General features: G+C 72.5%; 17 protein-coding genes. 8 read left to right on the forward strand and 9 right to left on the reverse strand.

Translation table 11 applies throughout. From position 1 onward, the window contains the following. On the forward strand, positions 1–405 hold a 405-nt coding region (locus E1300_RS10090; protein ID WP_207399609.1), incomplete at its 5' end, for a winged helix-turn-helix domain-containing protein. 2 nt (positions 406–407) lie between these two features. Continuing rightward, a complete protein-coding gene (locus tag E1300_RS10095) occupies positions 408–1,595 on the forward strand; it encodes a sensor histidine kinase (protein ID WP_131756626.1) in 1,188 nt (395 codons plus the stop codon). Positions 1,596–1,599: 4 nt separating this feature from the next. Here the strand turns inward: E1300_RS10095 and qcrB are convergent, their stop codons facing one another. Both qcrB and E1300_RS10105 read right to left on the reverse strand, forming a co-directional pair. Then, positions 1,600–3,264 (reverse strand): cytochrome bc1 complex cytochrome b subunit, encoded by a 1,665-nt coding sequence (qcrB, locus tag E1300_RS10100; protein ID WP_131756627.1) that lies wholly within the window; start codon positions 3,262–3,264, stop codon positions 1,600–1,602. A 92-nt stretch (positions 3,265–3,356) separates the two neighbouring features. After that, entirely contained in the window at positions 3,357–4,013 is a 657-nt protein-coding gene (locus tag E1300_RS10105) for a hemerythrin domain-containing protein (RefSeq protein WP_131756628.1), read from the reverse strand. Positions 4,014–4,921: 908 nt separating this feature from the next. On the opposite strand from E1300_RS10105, the gene E1300_RS10110 reads away from it, so the two are divergent. Continuing rightward, a complete protein-coding gene (locus tag E1300_RS10110) occupies positions 4,922–5,479 on the forward strand; it encodes a TetR/AcrR family transcriptional regulator (protein ID WP_207399610.1) in 558 nt (185 codons plus the stop codon). Positions 5,480–5,501: 22 nt separating this feature from the next. Here the strand turns inward: E1300_RS10110 and E1300_RS10115 are convergent, their stop codons facing one another. Then, positions 5,502–6,119, reverse strand: coding sequence for a TetR/AcrR family transcriptional regulator (locus E1300_RS10115; RefSeq protein ID WP_131756630.1), 618 nt, complete (start codon positions 6,117–6,119; stop codon positions 5,502–5,504). A gap of 127 nt (positions 6,120–6,246) precedes the next feature. Here E1300_RS10115 and E1300_RS10120 point away from each other — a divergent pair, with 127 nt between their 5' ends. Beyond that, positions 6,247–7,110: an NAD(+)/NADH kinase gene (locus tag E1300_RS10120; RefSeq protein ID WP_131756631.1), complete on the forward strand. Its 864-nt coding sequence runs from the start codon at positions 6,247–6,249 to the stop codon at positions 7,108–7,110. Here E1300_RS10120 and E1300_RS10125 read toward each other — a convergent pair whose 3' ends face one another. The 4 genes from E1300_RS10125 to E1300_RS10140 all read right to left on the reverse strand — a co-directional run bounded on the left by E1300_RS10125 (position 7,111) and on the right by E1300_RS10140 (position 12,061). Further along, on the reverse strand, positions 7,111–7,950 hold the full coding sequence (locus tag E1300_RS10125) for a phosphotransferase enzyme family protein (RefSeq protein ID WP_207399611.1): 840 nt from the start codon (positions 7,948–7,950) through the stop codon (positions 7,111–7,113). 14 nt (positions 7,951–7,964) lie between these two features. Continuing rightward, positions 7,965–9,890: a carbohydrate-binding module family 20 domain-containing protein gene (locus E1300_RS10130; RefSeq protein ID WP_131756632.1), complete on the reverse strand. Its 1,926-nt coding sequence runs from the start codon at positions 9,888–9,890 to the stop codon at positions 7,965–7,967. Positions 9,891–10,010: 120 nt separating this feature from the next. Beyond that, positions 10,011–11,054 carry an NrfD/PsrC family molybdoenzyme membrane anchor subunit gene (gene nrfD / locus E1300_RS10135; RefSeq protein ID WP_131756633.1) on the reverse strand — a complete coding sequence of 348 codons (1,044 nt, stop codon included), beginning with the start codon at positions 11,052–11,054 and terminating at the stop codon, positions 10,011–10,013. 137 nt (positions 11,055–11,191) lie between these two features. After that, the gene (locus tag E1300_RS10140) at positions 11,192–12,061 is read right to left on the reverse strand and encodes a 4Fe-4S dicluster domain-containing protein (protein WP_242619059.1); all 870 of its coding nucleotides are present in this window, start codon (positions 12,059–12,061) and stop codon (positions 11,192–11,194) included. Between the two features lie 482 nt (positions 12,062–12,543). Between E1300_RS10140 and E1300_RS10145 the strand changes: the two genes are divergently transcribed. After that, positions 12,544–13,212, forward strand: coding sequence for a DUF4360 domain-containing protein (locus E1300_RS10145; RefSeq protein WP_131756635.1), 669 nt, complete (start codon positions 12,544–12,546; stop codon positions 13,210–13,212). A 35-nt stretch (positions 13,213–13,247) separates the two neighbouring features. Continuing rightward, positions 13,248–13,919, forward strand: a complete 672-nt coding sequence (locus E1300_RS10150) for a DUF4360 domain-containing protein (protein WP_207399612.1) — start codon at positions 13,248–13,250, stop codon at positions 13,917–13,919. A 257-nt stretch (positions 13,920–14,176) separates the two neighbouring features. Here E1300_RS10150 and E1300_RS10155 read toward each other — a convergent pair whose 3' ends face one another. Beyond that, complete coding sequence (locus tag E1300_RS10155) at positions 14,177–15,319, reverse strand: acyl-CoA dehydrogenase family protein (protein ID WP_131756636.1); 1,143 nt, start codon at positions 15,317–15,319, stop codon at positions 14,177–14,179. Positions 15,320–15,391: 72 nt separating this feature from the next. Here E1300_RS10155 and E1300_RS10160 point away from each other — a divergent pair, with 72 nt between their 5' ends. Both E1300_RS10160 and E1300_RS10165 read left to right on the forward strand, forming a co-directional pair. Then, positions 15,392–16,000: a TetR/AcrR family transcriptional regulator gene (locus E1300_RS10160; RefSeq protein WP_131756637.1), complete on the forward strand. Its 609-nt coding sequence runs from the start codon at positions 15,392–15,394 to the stop codon at positions 15,998–16,000. A 332-nt stretch (positions 16,001–16,332) separates the two neighbouring features. After that, entirely contained in the window at positions 16,333–17,844 is a 1,512-nt protein-coding gene (locus E1300_RS10165; protein WP_165502773.1) for a M20/M25/M40 family metallo-hydrolase, read from the forward strand. Positions 17,845–17,998: 154 nt separating this feature from the next. On the opposite strand, the gene E1300_RS10170 is transcribed toward E1300_RS10165, so the two are convergent. Next, positions 17,999–19,090 (reverse strand): zinc-binding dehydrogenase, encoded by a 1,092-nt coding sequence (locus E1300_RS10170; protein ID WP_242619049.1) that lies wholly within the window; start codon positions 19,088–19,090, stop codon positions 17,999–18,001. Between the last annotated feature and the right edge of the window lie 20 nt (positions 19,091–19,110).

The following is a 19,110-nucleotide window of genomic DNA, read 5'->3' on the forward strand; positions in this document are numbered from 1 at the left end:
GCCGAGCGGTACCAGGTGGCGACGCACTACACCGACTGGCGGGGGAAGGAGGCGAAGGTCTCGCGCGACACGCTCGTGGCGGTCCTCGCGGCGCTCGGCCGGCGGGCGCAGCCGGCCGTCCCGCCGGTGCTGGTCGCCGGCGGCCTGCGGCTGGACCCCGGGCGGCGGACCGCGACGCGGGACGGGCGCCGCCTCGACCTCAGCCCGAAGGAGTTCGCGGTGCTGGAGCTGCTCATGGGCGCGGCGGGCCGGGTCGTGTCCGCGGAGGAGCTGCTGGAGCGGGCGTGGGACGAGGCCGCCGACCCGTTCACCGGCACCGTGAAGGTGACGGTGAGCCGGCTGCGGCGCAAGCTCGGCGACCCGCCCGTCCTGGAGACGGTGCCGCACGCCGGCTACCGGATCTGACCATGGGCCTCCGGTGGACGATACGGCTCCGGCTGACGCTGCTCTGCGGCGCCCTGTTCGCGGCGGCGGGCGCGGCGCTGCTCGCGGTGACGTACCTGCTCGCGACCCGCGCGCTGCCCTGGGCGGGCATCGAGCCGCCGCGCCCGCCCGACCTCGGCCTCCCGGGCCCGCCGCCCGGCGTCCCGGACGTGCCGGACCCCGCGTCCCGGGCGGACGACCTGCGCCAGTTCCTGCTGGCGTCGGTGCTCGGGCTGGTGCTCATGACGGTCGTGGCCGTGGGGCTCGGCTGGCTGCTGGCGGGCCGCGCGCTGCGGCCGCTGCGGGCGATGGCGGCGACCGCGCGGGACATCTCCGCCCGGTCGCTGCACCGGCGCCTCGCCGTCCGGGGACCGGCGGACGAGGTCAAGGACCTCGCCGACACCGTCGACGGGCTGCTGGACCGGCTGGAGGCGTCGTTCGAGGCGCAGAAGGCGTTCGTCGCCCACGCCTCGCACGAGCTGCGGACGCCGCTGACGTTCGAGCGGAGCCTGCTGGAGGTGACGCTCGCCGACGAGGACGCCGCCGCCGCGACGCTGCGGACCGCGTGCCTGCGCGTCCTCGACAGCAACCGGAGGCAGGAGCGGCTGATCGCCGCGCTGCTCACCCTGGCCCGCGGCCAGCGGGGCCTGGACCACCGCGAGGACCTCGACCTCGCGGTCATCGCCGCGACCGTCCTCGACCGCCCGGCGGCGCCCGACCATCCGGCGGCGCCCGGGCGCGCGGCGGGGGAGGGGCCGGTAGTCGAGGCGGAGCTCGACCCGGCTCCCACCGTGGGCGACGCGAGGTTGGTCGAGCGGCTGGTCGCGAACCTCGCCGACAACGCCGTCCGGTACAACGTGCCGGACGGGCGGGTCGTGATCCGGACCGGCGTTCACGGGGGCCGCCCGACCCTGTGCGTCGGCAACACCGGGCCGGTCGTCGCCCCCGAGGACGCCGCCGCCCTGGTCCGGCCGTTCACGCGCCTGGAGCGGGGCCGAACCGGCGACGGCGGCGGCGGCGACGGCCTCGGCCTCGGGCTGTCGATCGTCGCCGCGATCGCCGGTGCCCACGGAGCCGACCTCGACGTCTGCGCGCGTCCGGGCGGCGGGCTGGACGTGCGCGTGGCCTTCCCGCCCCCGCCCGACCCGCCCGGCCCGCCGCCGCTGCCGTGAACCGCTAGATCGGCGTGGTCTCGCGCTCCACCGGCGGCTTCGCCTCCTCCAGCTCGGGCGCGCGTTCGGGGACGCTCGCGAGGTCTGCGCGGAAGCGCCGGTTGAGGGCGGCGCGCACCCGGCGCAGCGGACGCCGCGCCTCGGGGCTCTCCACGTCGTCGCGCGGCGGCGGCACGTCGAGCGGGACGGCGGGCGCCGGGCGCGGGTCGGTGATGGCCGCGATCTCCTCGTCCGAGAGGTGCCGCTCGACCTCGCTGAACCGGCCGTCGGGCGACTGGCGGATGATGCCGGTCTCCAGCCCGTGCGTGACGAGCCCGAGGTCGCGGCGCTGGAGGCCGACGCAGATCCGGTACGCGACGATGTAGGCGAGCACCGGCCCGAGGACGACGGCGAACCGGAAGAACCAGGTCGTCCAGAACAGCGAGACGTCGAACTTGTGCGCGAGGACGTCGTTGCCGCCCGCGAGCCACAGCATGCCGTAGAACACGACGCCGCCGGCGCCGACGCCCGTCCGCGCCGGGACGTCCCGGGGACGGTCGAGCAGGTGGTGGATCTGGTGGTCGCCGGTGACCCAGCGCTCGATCCACGGGTAGGCGGCCAGCCCGGTGAACAGCAGCCCGGGGACGCCGAGGACGGGCAGGACCACGTTCAGCGAGAGCGTGTGGCCCCACGCCGTGATCTCCCAGCCGGGCATGACGCGCAGCGCGCCCTCCAGCCAGCCCATGTACCAGTCCGGCTGGGAGCCCGCGCTGATGGCGCCGGGGTCGTACGGCCCGAACAGCCAGACCGGGTTGATCTGGACGAACGCGGCCAGCAGCGTCGTGACGCCCGCGATCCACAGGAACAGCGCCGACGTCTTCCCGATGAACACCGGGAAGAACGGGTAGCCGCGGACGGTGCTGTTCGTGCTGCCCTTCCCCGGGAACTGCGTGTGCGTCTGCCGCCACGTCAGCACGACCGCGTGCAGCGGAATCAGCGCGGCGAGCAGCCCCGGGATCAGCAGCACGTGGATGACGTACAGCCGCGGGATGATGTCGTTGCCGGGGAACTCCCCGCCGAACAGGAACATCACCAGGTACGAGCCGACCAGCGGGATCGAGGCCGTCGCGCCCTCCAGGATCCGCAGGCCCGTGCCCGACAGCAGGTCGTCCGGCAGCGAGTAGCCGAACAGCCCGTTGAACATCACCAGCACGAACATCAGCACGCCGATGATCCAGTTCAGCTCGCGCGGCTTGCGGAACGCGCCGGTGAAGAAGTTGCGCAGCAGGTGGACGAGGATCGCGGCCATGAAGATCAGCGTCGACCAGTGGTGGATCTGCCGGACGAGCAGCCCGCCCCGGACATCGAAGCTGATCTTCAGCGTGGAGGCGTACGCCTCGCTCATCTCGACGCCGCGCAGCTTGGTGTAGGACCCGTCGTACACGACCTCGTGCATGCTCGGCTTGAAGAACAGCGTGAGGTACACGCCGGTCAGCAGGATGATCACGAACGAGTACATCGCGATCTCCCCGACCAGGAAGCTCCAGTGGTCGGGGAACGCCTTGCGCAGGGCCTTCTTCGCGAAGGACGTCGTGCCGAACCGCTCGTCCAGCGCCCGCGTCGTGGCGTCCAGCGCCCGCGGCGGCCGCCCGGCCGCGCGGGCCCCGGCCGGCTCCCGTGTCCCCGCCATCGTCACCGTCCTCTCATCGATCTCTGGACATACGACCGATCAGGGGGGACGGATGTGACATCGTCCGATGTGCACCGCGTCACATGTTCCTGTCACCTTCCCGGGCGGACAGTCCACAGGTCGCGGCGCTCATGACGGCGAAGCCAGCGCGTCCGGTAGGCGAACCGGACCGGCGGGGGCAGCATCGCCAGCACGGCGCGGCTCGTGTCCTCGGACGCGCCGTCCAGCAGCCAGGGCAGGAAGTCGCGCAGGCCGCGGAAGCCGATCTCGCGCCGGAACTCGACCTCGAACGTCCCCCACTCGTACGGGGTGAGGAGTTCGTGGACGAGCGGCAGGGCCTTCGCCTCCGTGTAGTCGAGCAGCGTGGCCACCGCCTCCGGCAGTTCGCGCGCGCACCACGCGAAGACGTGCCCGTCGCCGCGCTCCAGGGCCGTGTCGACCGTGTCGAACAGCGGGACGAGCCGCAGGCCCAGGAACTCCATCGCGTCGACGAGCGGCGGACGCGGCCCGGCGCCCGGCACCCTGCCGCGCATCACCGTCCACAGCGCCCGCTCCTCCGCCGCCCGCTGGGCGAGCCAGTGGAGCCTGAACGTCTCCCAGCCGTTCCGCACTCCCCGCGAACCCACCGCCCCGTCCACGCCCCCGGCGGCCTCCAGCCGGGCCATGTCGCGTCGGAACGCGCCGTACATGGCGTGCAACATCGTCAGGTCGAACTGTCTGCGCGTGCTCTTTTCCGGACTGGCGCCCACTGCTCCTCCACGTCATCCACGTCCGGCCGCTACCAATGCAGATGGATCAGAGGCCCGAAACGTGACAGCCGGCGGAGGAAAAGATGCGGCGCGTCGCCCGGCACCGGCACCGGCGCCCGCTCTCGCGCTGCCGCGGGAGCGGGCGCGGGCGCGCCTCAGAGCGGCGCGCAGTCGAATCCGGAGACCCTCTGGGGAAGCTGCACGACGCCCGCGGGGGAGCTTCCCTCCTCGTCGTCCTCGCAGAGGAAGTCTTGTCGTCGCTCGCCCGCGAGATGAGGAGGAATCCCTCCTCGATCGGACCCTCCGTCAGGGCCCCCTCGGAGCCGGCGCAGCCCGGCGAGCCCCACGCCTCGCCCTTCTTGCCGGCGTACGTCCGGTCGCAGGTGTAGGTGGTCTCGGCGTCGCGCGGTGCCGTCTCGCTGGCGCGCGCGGAACGAGCCGCGGGGACGGCGAGCGCGGAGGCGGCGGAACAGGCGAGCACGACCGCCGTCAGCAGGCGGAGGCCGGAGGGGTTCGTACCGTTCATGGGGGGCGACTCCTGAACTAGGTGACGTGGAGCAACAGCATAGTGACGCAAGGTAGTCATGCGCGACACGTTCGGTTACCAGCGCCCGGATGAGACATCCCCGGACGGTCGCCGGCCCGAGCGGGAGCGCGGCGGGCGCGAGACCGCGGAGCGCGGCGGGCGCGAGACCGGGGAGCGCGGCGGCCACTAGACTCCCGCCATCGAACGCGCGCGACCACCCCGGCTCACCGAACACCCGGACGCCCCGCCCGCCGGCCCGCGACCCGGCGGAGGGCGGCTGGCCGAGGTCTACGACCCGGCCCGTCCGGGGCTGCCGCGCGGGCGCAGCAGCCTGCCCGCCGAGGTCGTCCGCGAGGCGCAGCGCGACCGCCTGCACCGCGCGGTGATCTCCGCGGTGGCGGAGGAGGGCTACGCCACCGCCACCGTCGCGCACGTCGTGGCCCGCGCCCGCGTCTCGCGCAAGGCGTTCTACGACCACTTCTCCGGCCTGGAGAGCTGCTTCCTCACGGCGCTGGACGCGGCGCAGCAGGTGATCGCGAAGGAGCTGACGGGGGCGCCCCGCGACCCGTCCGCCGCCGACCCGTCCCTCGCCGTGCTCCGCGGCGGGCTGCGCGCCTACCTGGCGCTGTGCGCGCGGGAGCCGGAGTACGCGCGGTGCATCTTCATCGAGCTGCCCGCCGCCGGGCCGCGCGCCGTCAGGGGCCGCGACCGCGGCCACCGCATGGTCGCCGACCTGCTGCGCCGGTGGCGCGAGCGCGCCGCGGCGCGGCACCCGGAGTGGCGGCCCGTCCCGGACGAGTGCCACCTCGCGGCCGTCGGCGCGGTCGCCGAGCTCGTCACCGCGCACGTCGCGCGCGGCGAGACCGAGCGCCTGCCCGCCCTGCACGGCGTGATGACCGGCATCGTGCTCCGCGTCCTGGACGCCCCGATCCCGGACTGACGGCCGCGTCCCGGACGCCCGCTCACGCGCGGATGTAGCGCACGACGAGCGCGGCCAGCTCGTCCACCATCCGCTCGCGGGGGATGGGCGGCCGGTCGAGCACGTACTTGATCGAGAGCTGGCCCACCGTCTCGGTGAGGATCCACAGCGTCGCGTCCACGTCGAGGTCCTCGCGGAACGCGTCCCGGTTGAGCAGCAGGTACACGCGGACGAGGTCGGTCAGCCGCCGCTGGAGGGCGGCCAGCTTGTCGAAGGGGCCGAGCCGCGGGATCTGCTCGACGATGATCCGCAGCAGGTCGGCGTCCTCCTCCAGCAGCCGGATCTGCGCGTCCAGCAGCGCCCGGCCCGCCACCTGCCACGGCTCGGCCATGGTGGACTCGATCTGCGCGCCGAGCCGGTCCGCGAGCCGGTCGGCGAACCGGTCCAGCACCGCGACGACGATGGCGTCCTTGTTGGGGAAGTACTGGTACAGCGAGCCGTTGCTGATCCCCGCGGCCTCCGCGATCCGGTTGGTGGACGCGCCGTCGTAACCGCGCTCCGACAGCACCCGGGTCGCCGCCGCGAGGATCCGCTCGACCGTCCGGCGCGAGCGCTCCTGGCGGGGCGTCCTGCGCGGTGACATGTCAGGTGGATGCGTCATGAGGCACCGCTCCGCCGTGTAAGCGACTGCTTATTCGCGTTCAACCTAACGGAGCGGGCGGAGCGCCGCCACCGCCGGCGGCGAGCCGCGCCTCCCGCCACGGCGCCGCGGGCCGTACGGTGCTGCCATGGGAATGGTGCATACGGTGGGACTCGTCCTGCATCCGCAACGCGACTCCAAGGAGGCCGTCGACACGATCGTCGGCTGGGCCGGTCGCCGCGGCGGGACGGTACTGGGGCTTCCCGAGGAGATCGGCCGCATCGACTGCAGCGCGATACCGGCCGGGCCCGGAGCGCTCGTCGAGCGCGCCGACCTGCTCGTCAGCCTCGGCGGGGACGGGACGATGCTGCGCAGCATGCGGCTGGTGTCCGGGCAGCGCACGCCCGTCCTCGGCGTCAACCTCGGCCGCCTCGGCTTCCTCGCCGAGATCGACGTCAAGGACCTGCCGGACGCGCTGACGAGCATCGACGAGCACCGCTACCAGGTCGAGCCGCGGATGGCGATCTCGGCGGAGCTGCCCGGCGGCGAGACCGTCAGCGCCTTCAACGACATCGCGCTGGTGCGCGTCCCCGGCGACGGGCTGGCGGCGGTGGAGGTCGCCGTCCACGATCAACCATTCGTCCGGTACGCCGGGGACGCGGTGATCGTAGCGACCTCGACCGGTTCGACCGCCTACAGCTACTCCGCGGGCGGCCCGATCGTCTCGCCCGCCGTGGAGGGCTTCCTCGTGGTGCCCGCGGCCGCGCACTCGACGTTCAACCGCGCGGTCATGCTGTCCGCGGACGAGGAGGTCACGCTGCGGCTGCTGCCGACCTGCGGGACCCTGGCCGTGGAGGTGGACGGCGGCGTCGCCGCGCAGGTCCATCCGGGCGACTGCGTCCGGGTGACCGCCGCCCGCGGCGCCGCGAGCGTCGTCCGCCTCGGCGACTCCACCTTCTACGAGCGCGCCCGCCGCAAGCTCCGCGTCAGCGGCAGCGCCGAAGCCGACTGATCACCGCTCCGACACACCGACCCGAGCCTGGACCGCGCCCCCCTCCCGCGCGATCCACGCCTCGGCTCGCGGCATGCGCTCCTTGACGCCTCCGTTCCAGAGGCGCCGGAACAGCGGATCGGCCGCGGCCGCCGCGCGGCTGGTCACGTGGAAGCGGTGGATCATCCGCTCGGCCAGGGGAACCAGGTCACGACGCTGCCGCCCGGACATCCCGTAGGCGTCGGCGAACACCGCCGCGCGCCGGGGGATGTCCGCTTCGACGAGGGCGGGCGGCCGGTCCCTGGGGTCCAGCAGCGGCGCCCACCAGTAGAGGGCGTTGGCGATGTCATAGACCCGGGTGGTCGGACGGGCGAGGTCGAAGTCGATGAGAGCCGCGGGGAGCCCGTAGCGGAAGACCACGTTGCCCGGGCAGTAGTCCCGGTGGCCGACGAGTTCGGCGCCGCCGTCGACGAGCGGGATGCCTTCCGTCCCGGGCAGCGTCGCCCAGACGGCATCGTCGGGCGGCGTCCAGCCCTCCGCAGCGTCATGAAGCCGCCGGATCAGACGAGCCAAGGCGACCAGGACGTCCTCACCCGTGGCTTCGGGCGGAAGCGGCTCGCGTGGAACATCGCCCGGCACGAACGACAGCATCTCCCAGCCCTGCTCGTCGAGGCCCAGGGGTTCGGGAGCGTCGGTGAACCCGGCCTGACGAAGGTGGGCGAGGTAGGCGTGGACCGTGGCGGTGAAAGGCCTGACCGGACGACGCACGGTGGCCCCGACACGGGTGATGTCCGGCGTCACACCTTCCGCTGCGAGCGGGACGGCCGGCACGAGGCCGCTGTCCTGGCCGTCCCGCTGCACGTCTCTCGACCCGGTTACTTCCAGGTGTCGTTCGCGGTGTGGGGGGACGTGCCGGTCGTGTAGGTGCGGTTCGCGCCGCTCTCCCAGGTCACGGTGCCGGAGCCGTCCTTCTTGATGTACTTGTACTCGATCTTCGTGCCGGTGGGAAGCGCCGCCGTGCCGCTCCAGACCGGGTAGTTCGCGGACGAGAGCGGGACCGCGGCGGCCGGGTTCCACGAGCCGAGGGCCGCGACGTTGCCGACCAGGTAGACGTTCGTGCCCCAGGTCGTGGTGGCGTTGACGTTGAAGGCGTCGGTGACGGTCGCCGGTGTACTGGTCGGCGGGGGAGTCGAGCCGGACATCGCGCCCACGTGGATCGCGACCGCGCCGTTCGCCGGGATCGTCACGCTCGCGGTGCCGCCCGACACGGTGACCGTCGTCCCCGCGCAGCCGCCGTTCGCGGTGCCGCCCGTGATGACGTCGCAGTACGCGCCGTCCGGCAGGCCGGTCGTGTACGTGGCGGTGGACGGGGAGCCCGAGTCGTTCAGGCCGATCCAGCCCCTGCCGCCGCGGCTGAACCCGATCACGTTGCCCGCGGTGGCCGTGAAGTTGGCGACGGTGGTCGCGGACGCGGTCGCGTTGTGCCAGCCCACCATGCCCTTGACCCCGGTCGACCGGGTGAGGCACTGCCAGCCGGACGAGCAGTTCGCGTCCGTGACGAAGCCGTTCGCGTCGGCGGGCGGCGACTGGCCCGACGACGACCAGGTGAACCCGTCGTACACGGTCGGCTTCCCGTACGGGTAGGCGAGGAGGAAGTAGGTGGCGAGCGTGTAGTCGGCGCCGCTCTTGTAGCTCAGCGTCGATCCGTCCCGCTCCGTGTCATGGTTGGTGACCATGGCGTAAGTCTGGGCGCCGCTCGCGTCCAGCGACCATGAGGGGATGCCCGACAGGTTCGACAGCGTCCCGTTCTGGAACTGGGTCTTGAGCCCCATCGCGTAGGAGAAGCCGAGCACGTCGCCGTTGGACGTGAACGCGGAGGGCTTCAGGTCCGCGGTGGTCGAGCCGGGCATCACCTCCTGCGCGATGTACGGCGCCTTGCCCTCGGCGGTGGTCGGGTTGAGCGCGCTCCTGATGGCCGCGAAGTCGCTCTGGGCGATGTGCTTGGCGGCGTCGACGCGGAACCCGTCCACGCCGAGCCCGATCAGGTCGTTGAGATAACCGGCGATCTTGCCGCGGACGTAGGAGCTCTGCGTCTTGAGGTCGGACAGGGACACGAGCTCGCAGTTCTGCACCTCGGACGTGTTGTTCCAGTCGTCGATGCCCGCGTCGTCGTCGTTGCAGTAGCCGTCGTTGGCGTGGTGGAAGTCGCCGTAGCCGTACGGGACGGCGGGGTACGAGAACCCGGGCGGGTCGAACGTCGATCCGCCGTAGGTGGTGTTCAGCGTGTTGTTGTGACCCGCCATGTGGTTGACGACGGCGTCCACGTACACGCGGACCCCCGCGTTGTGGCACGCGGTGACCATCGCGGCGAACTGGGCGCGCGTGCCGAGGCGGCTCGTCAGGCCGTACGAGACGGGCTGGTACACCTCCCACCACGGGTGGGCGCCGTCGCCGTTGGACGCGAGGCTCACCGACTCGGCGGGCGGCGCGACCTGGACGGCGCCGTACCCGGCGGGCCCGAGGTGGCCGGTGCACGCCGCCGCGACGGAGTTCCAGTTCCATTCCCACAGGTTGGCGGTGACGTCACTGTCGTTGAGCGCGACCGCGGCCCGCGCGGACCCGTCGGGGAGCAGCGCGACCGCGGGGGTGAGCCCGCCGAGCACGAGGGTCCCGGCGGCGAGGAGGGACTTGATCCCGGCAGGACGGGAGCCGGGACGGGAGCGTGGGCGGGAGCGGGGGCGGGAGCGGGGGCGGAGCCGGGTACCGGATCCGCGTCTGGGCAGGGGGCTTCCACGTTGCATGTCGGCGAACTCCTGTCACGCGGGCGCCTGGCGGGCGCCCAAGGGGGTGGGGGACGGCCGTCCGCGAGCAACGTGAGAATGCTCTGTTCTTGCAAGCCCGTCAAGAGCTTGCGCAAGTTTTCAGTGTTCTTGCTGCAACGCCTCACGGCGTTCGCGCTGCGGGACCACGGTGTACTTCGGGTCCTCCGCCGAGCGGACCCCGGCGTGGAACACGCCGAACCGCGTGCAGGCGGACGCGGCCAGCAGCGCCGCGCCGCTCAGCGCCGCCGCCGCACGGCTCCGCCCTCCGAGCAGCGCGCCTCCGGCCGCGCCCGCGACCGACAGCACCTCGGCCGTCCGCATCAGCCGTCCGGACCGGCCCTCCCGGTACGGCTCGGCGACCATCCCGAGCCGGCGCCGCATCAGCGTCACGGCGGCCAGGTCCAGCGCCGTGCCGAACACGGCGGCACCGCGGGCGGGCCCGTTCTCCCCGCGCGGCGCGGCGATCAGCGCCATCCCGGACGCGGCGGCGGTCGCCGAGCCCACGAACACGAACGGCAGCTCGCGATAGCCCCCGTGCCACGCCGGGACCGCGGTGTCGGCCGCCAGCACGGCCGTGTAGGACGCGACGACCGGACCGAGCACCGCAGCGCCCGCCGTCGCCGCGGCACCGAGCCGCGGGAACCACCCCGTCACGTCCAGGACGGCCGCCGCCCCCGCCGCCGGACCGTACGCGGCGAGCACCCACGACCCCACGCTCATCGGCGACGTCGGCTTGACGACGCGCAGCATGTGGTGGAACCGCGCCGGCCTCCCGAGGTCGTGCACCAGCGCGTACGTGGATCCGGCGATGGCGGCGAGCGAGGAGATCTTCAGCGCCCGCGCGGTGGCCGGAAGGCCGGTCAGCTGCGCCCCCGCCGCGAGCACCGACCCCGCGCCGGCCAGCCCGCCGAGGAAGAAGTACCCGGCGATGTCACGGGCCTCCCACTTCGGCGGGTTGAGGATCGGCTTGCCGTAGTACGACGTGAACTCCGCGTCCGGGACCATCGCGCGCTCACCGCGCCCGCCCCGGCGCCGCTTACCGTCCCGGCGCCCGCCGCGGGGATGCTCGCCCTTGCCGACCACGGCCTCCCGGCCCGGCCGCTCTCCGCGGACGCCGCCCTCGCCGACCTCCGACGTGCTCATCGGCGGCCTCCCCGGCGTGCGTGCAGGGCGTCCCCCGTCGTGCTCATCGGCGGCCTCTCCGGAGTCGGTCTAGGGCGTCCGCCGACGTGCTCATCGGCGGCCTCCCCGGCGTCGGTTTAGGGCGTCCCCCGTGTTGCTCATCGGCGGCCTCCCTGGCGTCCGTTCGCCGCGTACACGGCCGCGATGCCGCCGAGCATGGTCAGCGCCGCGACGCCCGCGTGCTTCCACATGGACGGCAGGTCGCGCGTGGTCACGACGGGGTCCGGCGGCAGCCCGTACACCTCCGGCTCGTCCAGCAGCAGGAAGAACGCCCCGTCACCGCCGACGCCGTCGTCCGGGTTCTCGCCGTAGAGGCGCGCGTCCGACACCCCGTGCTCGTGCAACTGCTCGACGCGCGCCGCGGCCCGCTCCCGCAGCTCGTCCAGCGGACCGTACTGGATGGAGTCGGTCGGGCACGCCTTCGCGCAGGCGGGCTCCTGGCCGGCGCCGAGCCGGTCGTAGCACATCGTGCACTTCCAGGCCCTGCCGTCGCCCTTGCGCTGGTCGATGACGCCGTACGGGCACGCCGGGATGCAGTAGCCGCACCCGTTGCAGATGTCCTCCTGGACGACGACGGTGCCGAACTCCGTGCGGAACAGCGAGCCCGTGGGGCAGACGTCCAGGCAGGCGGCGTGCGTGCAGTGCTTGCACACGTCGGACGCCATCAGCCAGCGGAGCCCCTCGTCGCCACCGGAGCCGTCCGGGACCTCCGCCGTCGCCGTGCCGCCTCCCGCGCCGTCGCCCGTGCCGTCGCCCGTCCGGTCGTCCACCGGGGCCCCGGCGGCGACGCGGCGGTTCTGCTCGATGAAGGCGACGTGCCGCCAGGTGTCGGCGCTGAGCCCCTGCGTGTTGTCGTAGGACATCCCGGTGAACTCAAGGCCGTCCTCGGGGACGCTGTTCCACTCCTTGCAGGCGACCTCGCAGGCCTTGCAGCCGATGCACACCGACGTGTCGGTGAAGAAGCCCATCCGGGGCGGCGGGTCCTGGTAGCCCGCGTCGCGGGCGACCTCCGGCTCGGCCCCGGCGAGCAGGTTGCGTCCGACGAGACCGCTCATCCCCGATACTCCTTCCAGGCCCTGCCAACCTTCCCCGTCGGCGGCCCGCTACACCCCGTCCGCCCTCGGACGGACCCTACAGCGAGCCGGGGCGACTTCCCGGTGCGGAGGCGGGCGCTTCTAGGCGTTCCGAACGGCGGCTGAAGTTCGATTGGCGCTTTTGCTGGAACGGTCCCCATTGAAAAACGTCCGATCGTTGAATACTTGACGTTCCGTTGGGGCTGTTCGGGGGGCTGTAGAGGCCATTCACAGGTGTGGCTCCGGTTGATTTTGTTGTGGAAAATCGGAGATTGACCGGCCATTTTGTTCTGGTTACTCTCGCGTCGAGATCCTGGGTCACGTTCTGCTCTTCGGCCGCCGAAACGCTCGCGTCCATTCCGACGAAGAGGAATCGCATGCGTAAAGGGATCGCCATTTCCGCCGCAGCCGCAGCCGCCGCCGTGCTGGCCCTGACGTCCGCGACCGCCGCCCCCGCCTCCGCGACCGCCGCCCCGGTCCTCGCTCGTACCGCCGGTCCCAACGGCGTGACCATCGAGATCGCCACCGTCAACGGCTCCGGTTGCCCCGCCGGGACCGCCGCCGTGGCCGTGTCGGACGACAAGGAGGCGTTCACCGTCACCTACAGCGACTACATGGCGCAGGCGGGCGGCAGCTCCGCCCCGACCGACTTCCGCAAGAACTGCCAGATCAATCTCAAGGTGCACGTGCCGCAGGGGTTCACCTACGCCATCGCATCGGCCGACTACCGCGGATTCGCCTCGCTGGAGCAGGGCGCCGGCGGCGTCGAGAAGGCGAGCTACTACTTCCAGGGAATGTCGCAGACCACCGCGATAACCCACAACCTGAAAGGCCAGTTCGCCGACAACTGGCAGTTCACCGACACCAACGACGTGGCGCAGCTCGTCTACAAGCCCTGCGGCGAGGAGCGGAACTTCAACATCAACACCGAGCTGCGGGTCAGCAAGGGCACCTCCGACCCGGCGAAGGTCAGCTTCCTGGCCATGGACTCCACGGACGGCAGCATCAAGACCACCTACCACTTCGCCTGGAAGCGCTGCCCGTAACCCCTTCACGCCCCACCCCAGAGGAGACGACTCCCATGCACAAGGCAATCACGGCCATGGCGGCGTGCGCGGCCGCCCTCGCCACGGCCGCGGCCACGGCGGCGGCCCAGGCTCCGGCGGCGTCCGGCGCGTCCGCGGACGACCCGCCGCCGCCGGACCGGATCGTCATCGACGTCCTCACCGTCAACGGCTCGGGTTGCCCGGCCGGCACCGCAGCGGTCGCCGCCGCGAGCGACAACACCGCCTTCACCGTCACCTACAGCGACTACCTCGCCCAGGCCGGCGGCGACTCCGACCCGACCGCGTTCCGCAAGAACTGCCAGATCAACCTGCGCGTCCACGTGCCGCAGGGGTTCACCTACGCGATCGCCGGCGCCGACTACCGCGGCTTCGCCCACCTCGCCGCCGGCGCGTCCGGCCTCGAACGGGCGAACTACTACCACCAGGGCATGTCGCAGACCACGCCGGTCAGCCACACGCTCAAGGGCGCCTACTCCGACGACTGGCAGTTCTCCGACCGGACGCCCGTCGCCGAGCTCGTGTTCAAGCCGTGCGGCGAGGACCGCAACTTCAACATCAACACCGAGCTGCGCGTGAACAAGGGCTCGTCCGGCGCCGGCGAGACGAGCTTCATGGCGTTCGACTCCGCCGACGGCAGCGTCAGGACGACGTACCACTTCGCCTGGAAGCGCTGCCCGGGCACCTGACGGCTCCTCCGTCCGGGCGGCGCCCTCACTCGGGGGAGGACGCCGCCCGGACGCGAGGCCAAGAGGAGGCGGCCCGTGCGGCTGCGAGACGGCGCGGGGCCGTGCGGACGCGAGGCCGTGCAGGTGCGGGGCCGTGCGGGTGCGGGGCGGCGCGGGGGCTGTGCGAACGCGGGGCGGCGCGGGGGCGTGCGGGCGCGGGGCGTGCGGGTGCGGGGTGGCGCGGGGCCGTGCGAAAGCGGGTGCGGGGCGGTGTTGGGTCAGCGGGCCAGGTGGCGGGAGATGACCAGCCGCTGGATCTGGTTCGTCCCCTCGAAGATCTGCATGACCTTCGCCTCGCGCATGAACCGCTCGACGGGGAAGTCGCGGGTGTACCCGGCGCCGCCGAGGACCTGCACGGCGTCGGTGGTCACCTTCATGGCGTTGTCGGTGGCGACCAGCTTGGCGATGGACGCCTCGCGGCCGTACGGACGGCCCGCGTCCCGCAGCCGCGCGGCGGCGAGGTAGGTGGCGCGGGCCGACTCGACCGCGGCGGCCATGTCCGCCAGCACGAACGCGAGGCCCTGGTGCTCGATGATCGCCTTCCCGAACGCCTCGCGCTCCTTGGCGTAGCCGACCGCGGTGTCGAGCGCGCACTGCGCGAGGCCGGTCGCGACCGCGGCGATGCCGAGGCGCCCCGCGTCCAGACCCGCGAGCGCGATCGACAGCCCCTGGCCCTCGTCCCCGATGAGGTGATCGGCGGGGATCCGCGCGTCCACCAGGCGGACCGTCGCGGTCGTCGACCCCATCAGGCCCATCTTGTCCTCGGGCTCGTCGAACTCCAGACCGGGCGTCCCGGCGGGGACGTGGAAGCACGAGATGCCCCGCGAGCCGTTGTCGGACGTGCGGGCCATGACGGTGTAGAAGTCCGCCTTGCCGCCGTGGGTCGTCCACGCCTTGGCGCCGTTGAGGACGTACGAGTCGCCATCGCGGACGGCCCGCGCCCGCATCGCCGCCGGATCGGAGCCCGCGTGCGCCTCCGACAGGCAGTACGCGCCGAGCTGCTCGCCGGACAGCATCCCCGGCAGCCACCGCGCCCGCTGCTCGTCCGTGCCGTACGCGAACAGCGGGAAACAGGACAGCGCGTGCACGCTGACGCCCACCCCGACGCTCGCCCAGGCGGCCCCGATCTCCTCCAGCACTTGCAGGTAGACCTCGTACGGCTGGGCGCCGCCGCCGAACTCCTCCGGGTAGGGGAGCGTGAGGAGGCCCGCCCGTCCGAGCGTGGTGAACACGTCGCGGGGGAAGGTGCCGGTGCGCTCGGCGTCCGTCACCCGCGGCGCGAGCTCCTTGGCCGCGATCTCGCGGGTGAGGGCGACGAGGTCCTCGGACTCCTGGGACGGCAGGTGGCGCGTGGCGGGCATGCGTGACTCCTTTCGCCCTCCGAACAGTACCAGGGCCGGTACTCAAGAACCGGTCTTGGTACTCTCCTGCCCATGACCTCGGCGGACGAGACGGTACGCGCCCTCGACACGAAGGCGGCGCGCCGCCGCGACGCCCTCATCGAACGGCTCATCGAGGTCTTCCTCGACCGAGGCTTCGCCGACCTGAGCGTGGCCGAGCTCGCCGCCCTGCTGCGCTGCTCCAAGAGCACCCTCTACACCGTCGCCGCGAGCCGCGAGCAGATCATCGCCGCGGTCGTCCGCGCGTTCTTCCGCCGCGCCACCGCCCAGGTCGAGGCGGCCCTGGAGGAGCACGCCGGCGAGGACGCCGACCCGGCCGAGCGAGTCGGCGCCTACCTGCGCGCCATCTCGGACGCGCTCGCCCCGGCCTCGCCCGCGTTCTTCGCCGACCTCGACGCGTTCGCCCCGGCCCGCGAGATCTATAAGCGCAACACCGCGTTCGCCGTCCAGCGCATGCAGGGCCTGGTGCGCGAGGCGTCCGCCGGCGCGGACGCCGCGTTCGTCGGCGCGGTCGCCGGCCAGGTCATGGAGTCGATCCACCGCGGCGAGATCAAGGAACGAACGGGCCTCGACGACTCCGCGGCCTACGCCGCCCTAGCCGCCCTGATAGTCGCAAGAATGACCACACCCCCGCGAGAATGACCGCGCCACCCGGATGATCGCGCCACAGGGACGGTCGCGCGGCCCGTATGACCATGTCCGCGCCGGACCCTCTGCAACGTGAACGGACCTCTGCACCGTGAACGGGCGGTCTGCGCCACGAATGAACCCTCCGCACCGTGAACGGGCTGTCTGCGCCGTGGACGGGCTGTCTGCGCCGTGGACGGGTTGTCTGCGCCGTGGACGGGTCGTCTGTGGCACGAACGGGCCGCAATCGGCCGTGCGGGAAGGGGGCGGGGTGTTGTGACGCCTGGTGCTACATGTCAGGCTTCGTGGTGCTTTGTCCCCGTCCCCTCCCACCGGAGACCGAAGTCATGCGCAAAGCCGCGCTAGCATCGCTCCTCGGCCTGTCGCTCGTCGCCACCACCCTCACGGCGACCGAGGCCGCGGCGGCGCCCGCCCCGTCCAGGCTGGCCTCGCTCGTCACGCTGAAGGCCGTCCGCCACCACCAGCTCAACCTGCAGAAGGTCGCGGACGCGAACGGCGGCAACCGGGCCGCCGGGCTCCCCGGCGGAACGATCACCGTCAAGTACATCGCGGACCAGCTCAAGCGCGCCGGGTACAGCCCCCAGATCCAGAACTTCACGTTCGACTTCTGGCAGGAGCTGTCCGACCCCGTGTTCGCCGAGACCGCGCCGACCCCGAGGACGTTCGCGCCGACCACCGACTTTGCGACCCTCCAGTACTCCGGGTCCGGCGACGTCACGGCCGCGGCGACCGCGGTCGACCCGGACGCCGCCGGCACGGGCAGCGGCTGCGAGGCCGGCGACTTCGCCGGCTTCCCGGCGGGGAACATCGCGCTGATCCGGCGCGGCGGGTGCTTCTTCTCCGTCAAGGCGGACAACGCGATCGCCGCCGGCGCGAGCGCCGTGGTGATCTACCAGGCGCCCGGCACCCCCGGCCCGGTCGCGGGCACGCTGACCAAGCCGTACGCGATCCCGGTGGTCGGGCCGACGAACGCCGTCGGCGTCGACCTCGTCCAGCAGGCCCGGAACGGCGGCGTCACCCTGCACGTCAAGACCGACACCCTCAACCAGAAGCGGCAGACGTCGAACGTCGTCGCGAACACCAAGCGCGGCCGGGCCGACAACGTCGTGGTGGTCGGCGCGCACAACGACAGCGTCACCGAGGGCCCCGGCATCAACGACGACGGCTCCGGGACCGCGACGCTGCTGGCGATCGCGCAGCAGATCGGCAAGCTCGGCGGCAAGATCCGCAACCAGGTGCGCTTCGCGTTCTGGGGCGCCGAGGAGGAGGGCCTGCTCGGCTCGCAGTACTACGTCGACAACCTCCCGCAGGCCGAGCGCGACAAGATCGCGCTGAACCTGAACTTCGACATGCTCGCGTCCCCGAACTTCGTGCGGTTCGTCTACGACGGCGACAACAGCACCGGCGGCAGCAACGTCGAGCCGCCCGCCGGGTCCGGCGCCATCGAGAAGACCTTCAACGACTACTTCGCCGGACGCGGGCTCGCCACCGACCCGACGGCCTTCGACGGCCGGTCCGACTACAACGCCTTCATCACCGCGGGCATCCCGGCCGGCGGCATCTTCACCGGCGCCGAGGGGATCAAGACGCCCGCGCAGGCCGCCGTCTACGGCGGCACCGCCGGGCAGCCGTACGACCCCTGCTACCACCAGGCGTGCGACCGGTACGACAACGTGAACCTCAAGGGCTTCGACCAGATGATCGACGCCACGGCCGCCGTCACCGAGCTGTTCGCCCACAGCACGCTCACCGTCAACGGCAACGAGTTCGCGAAGAAGCGTCCACAGGCCGCCAGGACCTCCGCCGCGCCGCGGACCGGCCCGTCCGCGACCAAGTAGACGAACCGTCCAGCCGTGTGAGGGACGCGTCCGCTCCGGGCGCGTCCCTCACCCTTCTCCTGGCTCACGGCGCCAGCGGCCCGCCTCTGGTTCCGATCTTCCGGGATGCCGCCGACCGTCCCCTACGCTCGGACGTCCCCGCCGCCTGTCCATCTCACGGAACCAGCACGATCCGGCCGAACACCGTGCCCGCGTCCATCTCGCGATGGGCCTGCGCCGCTTGATCGAGCGGCAGCACCTCGTGGACGACCGTACGCAGAGTCCCCTGGGCGGCATCGGCGAACTGGGACGATCGCACGGCCTGCCTCTCGGGACCGGGCACGGTGTCAGAGCTGAACGTGGCGAACGACAGCGATCTACGGAAGGCGTCCATCAGCCGCATCCCGAAGTCCGCCGGCGGCTGACCGCCGACCACGCCGACGGACACATATCGTCCGTTGGCGTTCAGCTTGTCCAGAAAGAGAGGAAGCTGAGGACCGCCCACCACGTCGATCACCACGTCGAACCCTCGTGGCGCATCTGGGCCGCCCTCCCCGGAGCGGTCGAGAACCTCGGTCGCGCCCAAGCCCCGCAGGCGGGCGCCCCGCTCCGCCGACGAAGCGGTGACCACCACCGCGCCCGCGCCACCCCTGGCCGCGAGCTGGAGCGCCGTGATCCCGATGCTGCCCGCCGCACCGCGCACGAGCACCGTCTCGCCCGCTGCGAACCGGGCACGTTCCAGGGCGAAGTGGGCGACCACCCCGGACCCGCCGAGCGCCACCGCATCGGCGCTGAACAGACCAGCAGGCATCGGAAGGACGTCCTCGACCGCGGCGACGGCCTGCTCGGCATATCCACCGGACAGGCCGGTGAACGCCCACACCCGTCGCCCGATCCACGAGTCGTCCACGCCCTCTCCCACCGCTGTGACGCTGCCCGCGACCTCACTGCCGAGAAGATGTCCTTCCCGGAAGCCGTAGGCGGCGAGTGTCCCCCGGCGGATCACCGCGTCCACACCGCCCACCCCGATCGCCTCCGTGGCGATCCGCACCTGCCCCGGCGCGGGAACGGGCACGGGCACATCGACGACCGCCAGGCCGTCCGGACTCCCGAACTTCTCGATCACGACGGCTTTCATCCTGGCCCCCCCAGTCAGCGAATGGACGTTAGCGGCGCGGACGTAGGCGGCGACCCGCGTCCCCCCCGCATCGCTGGTGACGTGCCGAAACGAGACGGCGCCACCGCCATCGGACCGTAACGGACGCACCCGTCCGTTTGGCTAATGTG

Source organism: Actinomadura fibrosa (assembly GCF_900659615.1).
Classification (GTDB): Bacteria; Actinomycetota; Actinomycetes; order Streptosporangiales; family Streptosporangiaceae; genus Spirillospora; species Spirillospora fibrosa.

Bases quoted from the DNA above. Each gene is read 5' to 3' on its own strand.
- E1300_RS10095 (WP_131756626.1), top strand. From the start codon at position 408: ATGGGCCTCCGGTGGACGATACGGCTCCGGCTGACGCTGCTCTGCGGC.
- qcrB (WP_131756627.1), bottom strand. From the start codon at position 3,264: ATGGCGGGGACACGGGAGCCGGCCGGGGCCCGCGCGGCCGGGCGGCCG.
- E1300_RS10115 (WP_131756630.1), bottom strand. From the start codon at position 6,119: ATGACGCATCCACCTGACATGTCACCGCGCAGGACGCCCCGCCAGGAG.
- E1300_RS10120 (WP_131756631.1), top strand. From the start codon at position 6,247: ATGGGAATGGTGCATACGGTGGGACTCGTCCTGCATCCGCAACGCGAC.
- E1300_RS10130 (WP_131756632.1), bottom strand. From the start codon at position 9,890: ATGCAACGTGGAAGCCCCCTGCCCAGACGCGGATCCGGTACCCGGCTC.
- nrfD (WP_131756633.1), bottom strand. From the start codon at position 11,054: ATGAGCACGTCGGAGGTCGGCGAGGGCGGCGTCCGCGGAGAGCGGCCG.
- E1300_RS10140 (WP_242619059.1), bottom strand. From the start codon at position 12,061: ATGGGCTTCTTCACCGACACGTCGGTGTGCATCGGCTGCAAGGCCTGC.
- E1300_RS10145 (WP_131756635.1), top strand. From the start codon at position 12,544: ATGCGTAAAGGGATCGCCATTTCCGCCGCAGCCGCAGCCGCCGCCGTG.
- E1300_RS10150 (WP_207399612.1), top strand. From the start codon at position 13,248: ATGCACAAGGCAATCACGGCCATGGCGGCGTGCGCGGCCGCCCTCGCC.
- E1300_RS10155 (WP_131756636.1), bottom strand. From the start codon at position 15,319: ATGCCCGCCACGCGCCACCTGCCGTCCCAGGAGTCCGAGGACCTCGTC.
- E1300_RS10160 (WP_131756637.1), top strand. From the start codon at position 15,392: ATGACCTCGGCGGACGAGACGGTACGCGCCCTCGACACGAAGGCGGCG.
- E1300_RS10165 (WP_165502773.1), top strand. From the start codon at position 16,333: ATGCGCAAAGCCGCGCTAGCATCGCTCCTCGGCCTGTCGCTCGTCGCC.